Origin of the sequence: Rhizobium sp. Leaf311 (assembly GCF_001423445.1) — a bacterium.
GTDB lineage: Bacteria > Pseudomonadota > Alphaproteobacteria > Rhizobiales > Rhizobiaceae > Agrobacterium.
In genome coordinates this window covers 413,820-420,554 of sequence record NZ_LMNZ01000004.1, presented here as the reverse complement: position 1 = coordinate 420,554, position 6,735 = coordinate 413,820, and the positions used below count along the sequence as shown (strand labels likewise).

The window sequence follows — 6,735 nt, the reverse complement described above, 5'->3', positions numbered from 1 at the left end:
GTTGCTCGTTGTAATCGCTACGCCAGTTTGAAAGTGCAGACTGGGCATGAGCAAGCGACGAGACAGCGTTTCAATTAAGAGAGCCCCGCTAGACATAAGTATCTGTCGCTTTGAGCCAAAGTAAATTCGCGGTTTTGAAGAAGTCGCCCATCGTAAGTGAAATTCCGATTCCGTAAATAAATATGAGCAGGAGGCCCATGGTGGCGTTAATCAGACCCATGATAAAGGCAACTGCTCTGGCAACCAGTTTTCCAGATGCGGGCCGATAGCGGGCTCTCAGCGATCTGTTTCTCGCCCAACACAATATCCTCCTATACATGCCGATAGGTTCGTTTCGCCTACCCGCAGCATACAATTGCATGCCGGTTGAAAAAACTGCGAAGCCATAAAACAGTGCCAGCGCACAAAATGTCCCGTTGAGAATGTATTGGTCTTTAACGTCGATCGTTACGCCGACGACGGAATCGTAGTGCTCCCTTTTTCCATCAAGCTAAGCACAGTTGCGACAAGGGAAAACAGGATCGCTTTTCTGGCCTCTTTATCGATCTCTGATTCTAACGACGCAGATCGCGCGTCGTTTATTTTCGCTCGTCTATACATTCGAATCCCGTCCTCGCACCGAATCTCATCCTGACCGGCAAGTTGTAACGATAATTTGAGATTGCCAAGCGGCGCGCGTGACGGTTTTATGCGCCGAAAAACTGTTCCGGTTTCGAAATTTGTAATACTCATAAGTCATTGAAAAAACAATAAAGAACGTGTGGCTGGGGCGCCAGGATTCGAACCTGGGAATGCCGGTACCAAAAACCGGTGCCTTACCGCTTGGCGACGCCCCACCAAGGCTGAGCGCTGAGCGCTGTTGCCTGAACGGCGCCTGATTAGCAAAGCAGGAGGGCAGCGGCAATCATTAAGTTGATGACACGACGATATTTCTTGTGTGTTGTTAAAAGCTTCGTGTTACCTCAGAGCCTATCCGGCCCAAAGGTCTTTTGGTGAAAGCATTTATGAGCAAATATAGTGCCCGTCCTCCCGCCATCCCCACCACGCTACTCGATGACGACGTCGTGCGTATCATTCGCTGGGATTTTGAGCCCGGAGCGGGTACGGGGCACCACACGCATGGCCTTGGCTATGTCGTCGTGCCGATGACCGATTGTCATTTTCAGATCGAGGACGACAACGGCAGCCGGCAGGTGGATGTCGCGCGCGGAATGGCTTACCGGCGTGAAGCGGGCGTCTCGCATAATGTCGTCAACGCTGGCAGTGAAGCGATGTCCTTCATCGAGATTGAATACAAATAGGCATAGAGACGAAACCGATGGCAGACCCGGATTTCAATCGCGAGTTCGACCCGGCCTATGGCATTGCGGTTCCGGTGGCCGAGGGCGTGCAACGCATGACCGTCAACAACCCGTCGGCTTTCACATTTCACGGCACCAACAGCTATATCGTTGGCGAAAAATCGGTTGCGGTCATTGATCCAGGTCCAGAAGACGAAGCGCATTTTAATGCCCTGATGGCTGCGCTTGAAGGCCGTGAACTCACCCACATCTTCGTCAGCCACACACATCGCGACCATTCACCGCTTGCTGCACGGCTAAAGCAGGTAACCGGGGCCGTTATCGTTGCCGAAGGGGCCCATCGCGCCGCCCGCCCCTTGCATGAAGGTGAAAAGAACCCCTTCGCGGAAAGCTCGGACACCGACTTCGTGCCCGATATTGCCCTGGCCGATGGAGAAAGCATTACCGGCGACGGCTGGACGCTGACGGCGCTTCACACGCCGGGCCACACCGCAAACCACGCTGCCTTCGCCCTTGATGGCACAGGAATCGTCTTTTCCGCAGATCATGTCATGGCATGGGCAACAACAATCGTCGCCCCGCCTGATGGCGCGATGAGCGACTATATGCGCTCCCTCGACAAGCTTCTGATGCGTCAGGACCGGCTGTTTCTTCCCGGCCATGGTGGCCCCGTGACAGAGCCGAGCGCCTTCATGCGCGGCCTTCGCGCCCACCGGCGTATGCGCGAAACCGCTATTCTGGCGCGGATCAAGGCGGGTGACAGAAGCGTAGCCGATATGGTGAAGGTCATTTACCGAAACACCGATCCACGCCTGCACGGGGCAGCAGCGCTTTCCGTGCTCGCGCATCTGGAAGACCTGATTGAGAAAGGCGAAGTCCAGACAGACGGACCGCCTGCGCTGACAGGCATCTACTCTCCGGCCTGATGCGCCATCGGCCAATCAGCAAATTCAAAGGCAAAGGGTGAGGACGCGGGGACCGGGCTTGCGCCACCTTCCTCTCAATTCTCGTTGAGGCCCTGCATTTCAGCGTCGAGGGCATTGAGATAGGATCTCGCAATATCTGCGCCCATGCCCAGATCATGCGGGCCAAAGCGGGATGCAACGCGGACATCGACCAGGGTGGTTTCCGTATCTTCGCGTAAACGGATAAGAACGTCGAACCGCAGACCCCAGATCAATGTGCGCATTTCGCCCTGCAGCGTTACGGTGCCGCTGCCATTGAAGAATGTCGGCGCCGGGGCTTCTGCAGGTCTTGCAAGCGGCACCGGAACATTGGCAGGCAGCTCGTCCATCGGCGCATCGGCAGCTGCCTCGGTCTGGTCCTGCGCGGGCACGCCCTGCTGGACATCCGGTAGTGAACCGATGAGGCCGTCGGTATGGAGAATGCGGATGCCCTCGGCTTTTGCTACCTTGCGGGCTGCGGTGTAAACGCGGTCGATGGCACCTTCATAACGATGGCCGGTCAGGGACGGATAGGCTGCCACCTGAAGATCGCGGTCGGCTTTTGTGATCATGGCTGGACGCGGCAGCCACTGCTGGTTGGCGGTGGGGATAGACAGCCAGTCTGGGGCTTCGGCGACATCCGTCGAGACTTCGTATATGGCCGGTTTTTGCCAGTAGAGGCCTGCGGCAACGCCCACGACCCCCAGCGGCACTGATACCAGCAACAGCGCAGAGAACGACCAGATGCCGCCCTTGGCACCCGCAGACCAGAGCCGTTGCAGGCCGATGATGGCGAGCAGCAGCGCAACCCCTGCAATGGCGGCGGAGAGAAGGGTCAGCGAGACGAAATCGGGCGTGGTCAACGGACCGAAGCGGTGGAGCGGCGCCGCAATTAGAAACAGTCCAAGTGCCGAAAAGCCGAGAGAGCGGGAAAGATATGCCGCATAGGATACGGGCCTGACAAAACGCACAGTCATAGAGCGGCACCTGGATGCGCATATCGTTCCGCAGAAGATCAAAAGGTCTGCACGATATGCTGGAGTTTCCTGCAAGCGCTCTCCACGCCGACATGTATCGCGCATGGAATCGCCATTTCTGACCTGTCTTAAAGGGTTTTCCTGTCAAAGGGAATCGCGGGGTGTACTGATCTGCTGAACAGACAGGACATTTCGGGGCCTTGTCTCCGTTGCGCAACCTTTGGCGCGCATCGGACTTTTCCCGGCGCAGAAACAGTCGTATCTAGGAGGCGCACAAGCAGCCGCCCAGCGCTGCCATCAGGGAGTTATCATCATGCGTGTTTCCGTCGTTCTCGGTCTTCTTGCAACAACGCTTGCGCTTACCGCGTGCCAGACGCTGACCCCTGAAGAGCGACGCGCCCGCGACGAGGCGACATGCCGTGGCTATGGCTTCCGCACCGGCACCGACCAGATGGCCGGGTGCCTTCTGGATCTGGAACTCGACCGCAGAGCCGACGCCCGCGCCTGGCAGGCACAATCCAGCCGCGACATGTTCTACCGGCCCGTGGTGGTTGAACGCCGCATCATCGTGCAGAACCGGTAGGCTCTTACCCGGTCCGCAGGCGGATCCTTACATCTTCGCCGGCAAGGCCCTGAGTGGCACCACCTTGGAAGCGACATCGCTTGTGGCTTGCCGGGCCATGGCAAGCGTCGCCTGCGCCGCCGACAATCTGGCAATCGGAACGCGGAATGGCGAGCACGAAACATAATCGAGCCCTGCATCCTCGCAGAAATGAATGGAGGCCGGGTCGCCGCCGTGCTCTCCGCAAATGCCGAGTTTCAACTCAGGTCGCGTCTGGCGGCCACGATCTGCAGCGATTCGGATCAACTCCCCCACACCGTCGAAATCCAGCGAAACGAAGGGGTCACGCTCTATGATGCCCTTGCGCTGGTATGTTTCGATGAAGCGTGCGGCATCGTCGCGCGAAATGCCGAATGTCGTCTGCGTCAGGTCGTTGGTGCCGAAGGAAAAGAACTCGGCGGCTTCGGCAATGACATGGGCACGCAGAGCGGCGCGCGGAAGTTCTATCATGGTTCCGGTCAGATATTCGAGGCTCATGCCCGTCTCTGAAGCGACGGCTGCAGCGACGCGATCGATCACGGCGCGAACATAATCGAGCTCTGAACGCAGGCCGACAAGCGGCACCATGATCTCAGGCACGACAGGCGCACCGGTCTGGCGGGCAGCCTCTACCGCCGCTTCGAAAATCGCCCGTGCCTGCATTTCCGCAATCTCGGGATATGAGATGGCAAGACGGCACCCGCGGTGACCAAGCATCGGGTTGAACTCGTGCAGCGCATCCAGCCGCTGCCGGAACAGGCTCTGCGACATGCCCATGGCCGCCGCAACCTCGACGATTTCTCCATCCGTCTTCGGCAGGAATTCGTGCAGGGGCGGATCCAGCAGACGGATGGTCACCGGCAGTCCGTGCATGATGGAAAACAGCTCGGTAAAGTCCTGTCGCTGCATGGGCAGCAGTTGATCGAGTGCCGCCCGCCTGCCCTGCTCGTGCTCGGCAAGGATCATTTCGCGCATCACATGAATGCGGTCGCCCTCGAAGAACATGTGTTCGGTGCGGCAAAGGCCGATGCCTTCCGCGCCAAAGGCACGGGCTGCGCGCGCATCGGCTGGCGTATCGGCGTTGGTGCGCACCGTCATGCGCCGCGTGCCATCGGCCCATTGCATCAGCTTGGCGAAATCGCCGGAGAGTTCCGGCTGGGTCATGGGAATTTCGCCCTTCAGCACCCGGCCGGACGAGCCGTCGATGGTGATGATATCGCCTTTTCTCAACATGCAGCCAATGCCGACGAGCACGCCGCTTCTCAAGTCCACGCGCATGGAACCGGCGCCGGAAACGCAGGGAATGCCCATGCCGCGGGCCACGACGGCTGCATGGCTGGTCATGCCGCCACGCGTCGTCAGAATGCCTTCGGCCGCGTGCATTCCGTGGATGTCTTCCGGGCTCGTTTCCATGCGGACGAGAATGACGCGACGTCCCTCGGCCTTGGCAGCGACTGCCTCGTCTGACGTGAAAACGATCTCACCCGTTGCCGCACCCGGAGAAGCAGGCAATCCGGAGCCAATGATCGGGCGCTCGACAGACGGATCGATGGTGGGATGCAGCAGCTGGTCGAGCGAGGAAGGATCGATACGACAGATGGCGTCATCGGTGCTAATCAGCCCCTCCTCCACCATATCAACGGCAATCTTCATCGCAGCCTTGGTGGTGCGCTTGCCCGAACGGGTCTGCAACATCCACAACTTGCCGCGCTCGATGGTGAATTCCATGTCCTGCATGTCGCGGTAATGGCTTTCCAGCCGCTGGCAGATGCCGAGGAATTCCGCGAAGGCTTCCGGCATCAGTTTTTCCATGGAGGGCTTGTCGGAGCCCGAGCAGATACGCGCATCTTCGGTGATGGACTGCGGCGTGCGAATGCCCGCGACCACATCTTCGCCCTGCGCATTGACGAGAAATTCGCCGTAAAGCTCCTTCTCGCCTGTGGATGGATTGCGGGTGAAGGCGACGCCGGTTGCCGAGGATGATCCGAGATTGCCGAACACCATGGCCTGCACGTTGACAGCCGTCCCCCAGTCTCCGGGAATATTGTGGAGCTGGCGGTAGGTGACGGCGCGGGCGTTCATCCAGCTGGCGAAAACGGCGCCGATGGCGCCCCATAACTGTACCTGCGTGTCCTGCGGGAAAGGTTCGCCAAGCTCCTCATCGATCAGGCCCTTGTAGAGCGAAACGATGTGCTGCCATTCGCTGGCGGAAAGTTCGGTATCGTATTCGTGGCCGAGGCGGCCCTTCTCGTCTTCGAGTATTTCCTCAAAGATTTCATGATCGAGACCCATGACCACATCGGCATACATCTGGATGAAGCGCCTGTAGCTATCCCAGGCAAAGCGGGCATCGCCCGAATCGCTGGCCAGCGCCTGCACGGTCTGGTCATTGAGGCCAAGGTTGAGGACAGTATCCATCATGCCCGGCATGGAGGCGCGAGCACCGGAACGGATCGACAGAAGCAGGGGTTGGCTGCCAGAGCCGAATTTACGCCCGGTTATGGCTTCCATCGCGCAGATGCCATTGGCAACCTGAAGCTTCAAATCCTCCGGAAGGCAGCGACCACCCTGGTGATAGCGCGCACAGGCCTCGCTGATGATGGTCAGGCCAGGGGGAACGGGCAGGCCAAGGCTTGCCATTTCGGCAAGGTTTGCACCCTTGCCTCCCAATATGGCAACGTCGCTCGCACGGCCTTCGGCGGCACCATCGCCAAAGGTATAGACCCATTTTTTCATTCTACGCTCTCCACCCAGAAGCGTTCTTGTTTTTCAACCCTTTACAGCATTGTGATAATGTTGGGAACGCCAGTTTGTGCAGGGTGGCACCGCAGTGCAGCATAAATGCGGCGTCTGTGTCGATAATATCAAACGCCCGCGACGGGCACGGGCGTTTTTTTAGTTCACATGATGCG

The 6,735-nt window shown here is 58.6% G+C and carries 5 protein-coding genes and 1 tRNA gene; 3 read left to right on the top strand and 3 right to left on the bottom strand.

Features of this window, described 5'->3' with window-relative positions; translation table 11 throughout:
- Positions 1-761: 761 nt before the first annotated feature.
- A tRNA-Gln gene (locus tag ASF69_RS07730) sits at positions 762-836 on the bottom strand.
- A 168-nt stretch (positions 837-1,004) separates the two neighbouring features.
- On the opposite strand from ASF69_RS07730, the gene ASF69_RS07725 reads away from it, so the two are divergent.
- Both ASF69_RS07725 and ASF69_RS07720 read left to right on the top strand, forming a co-directional pair.
- Complete coding sequence (locus ASF69_RS07725; RefSeq protein ID WP_062586722.1) at positions 1,005-1,301, top strand: cupin domain-containing protein; 297 nt, start codon at positions 1,005-1,007, stop codon at positions 1,299-1,301.
- A gap of 17 nt (positions 1,302-1,318) precedes the next feature.
- The gene (locus ASF69_RS07720; protein WP_062586721.1) at positions 1,319-2,227 is read left to right on the top strand and encodes an MBL fold metallo-hydrolase; all 909 of its coding nucleotides are present in this window, start codon (positions 1,319-1,321) and stop codon (positions 2,225-2,227) included.
- A 74-nt stretch (positions 2,228-2,301) separates the two neighbouring features.
- Here the strand turns inward: ASF69_RS07720 and ASF69_RS07715 are convergent, their stop codons facing one another.
- Complete coding sequence (locus ASF69_RS07715) at positions 2,302-3,222, bottom strand: DUF1499 domain-containing protein (protein ID WP_062586720.1); 921 nt, start codon at positions 3,220-3,222, stop codon at positions 2,302-2,304.
- Positions 3,223-3,535: 313 nt separating this feature from the next.
- Between ASF69_RS07715 and ASF69_RS07710 the strand changes: the two genes are divergently transcribed.
- Positions 3,536-3,805 carry a hypothetical protein gene (locus ASF69_RS07710; protein ID WP_062586719.1) on the top strand — a complete coding sequence of 90 codons (270 nt, stop codon included), beginning with the start codon at positions 3,536-3,538 and terminating at the stop codon, positions 3,803-3,805.
- 27 nt (positions 3,806-3,832) lie between these two features.
- On the opposite strand, the gene ppdK is transcribed toward ASF69_RS07710, so the two are convergent.
- Positions 3,833-6,559 (bottom strand): pyruvate, phosphate dikinase, encoded by a 2,727-nt coding sequence (gene ppdK, locus ASF69_RS07705; RefSeq protein ID WP_062586718.1) that lies wholly within the window; start codon positions 6,557-6,559, stop codon positions 3,833-3,835.
- Positions 6,560-6,735: the final 176 nt, after the last annotated feature.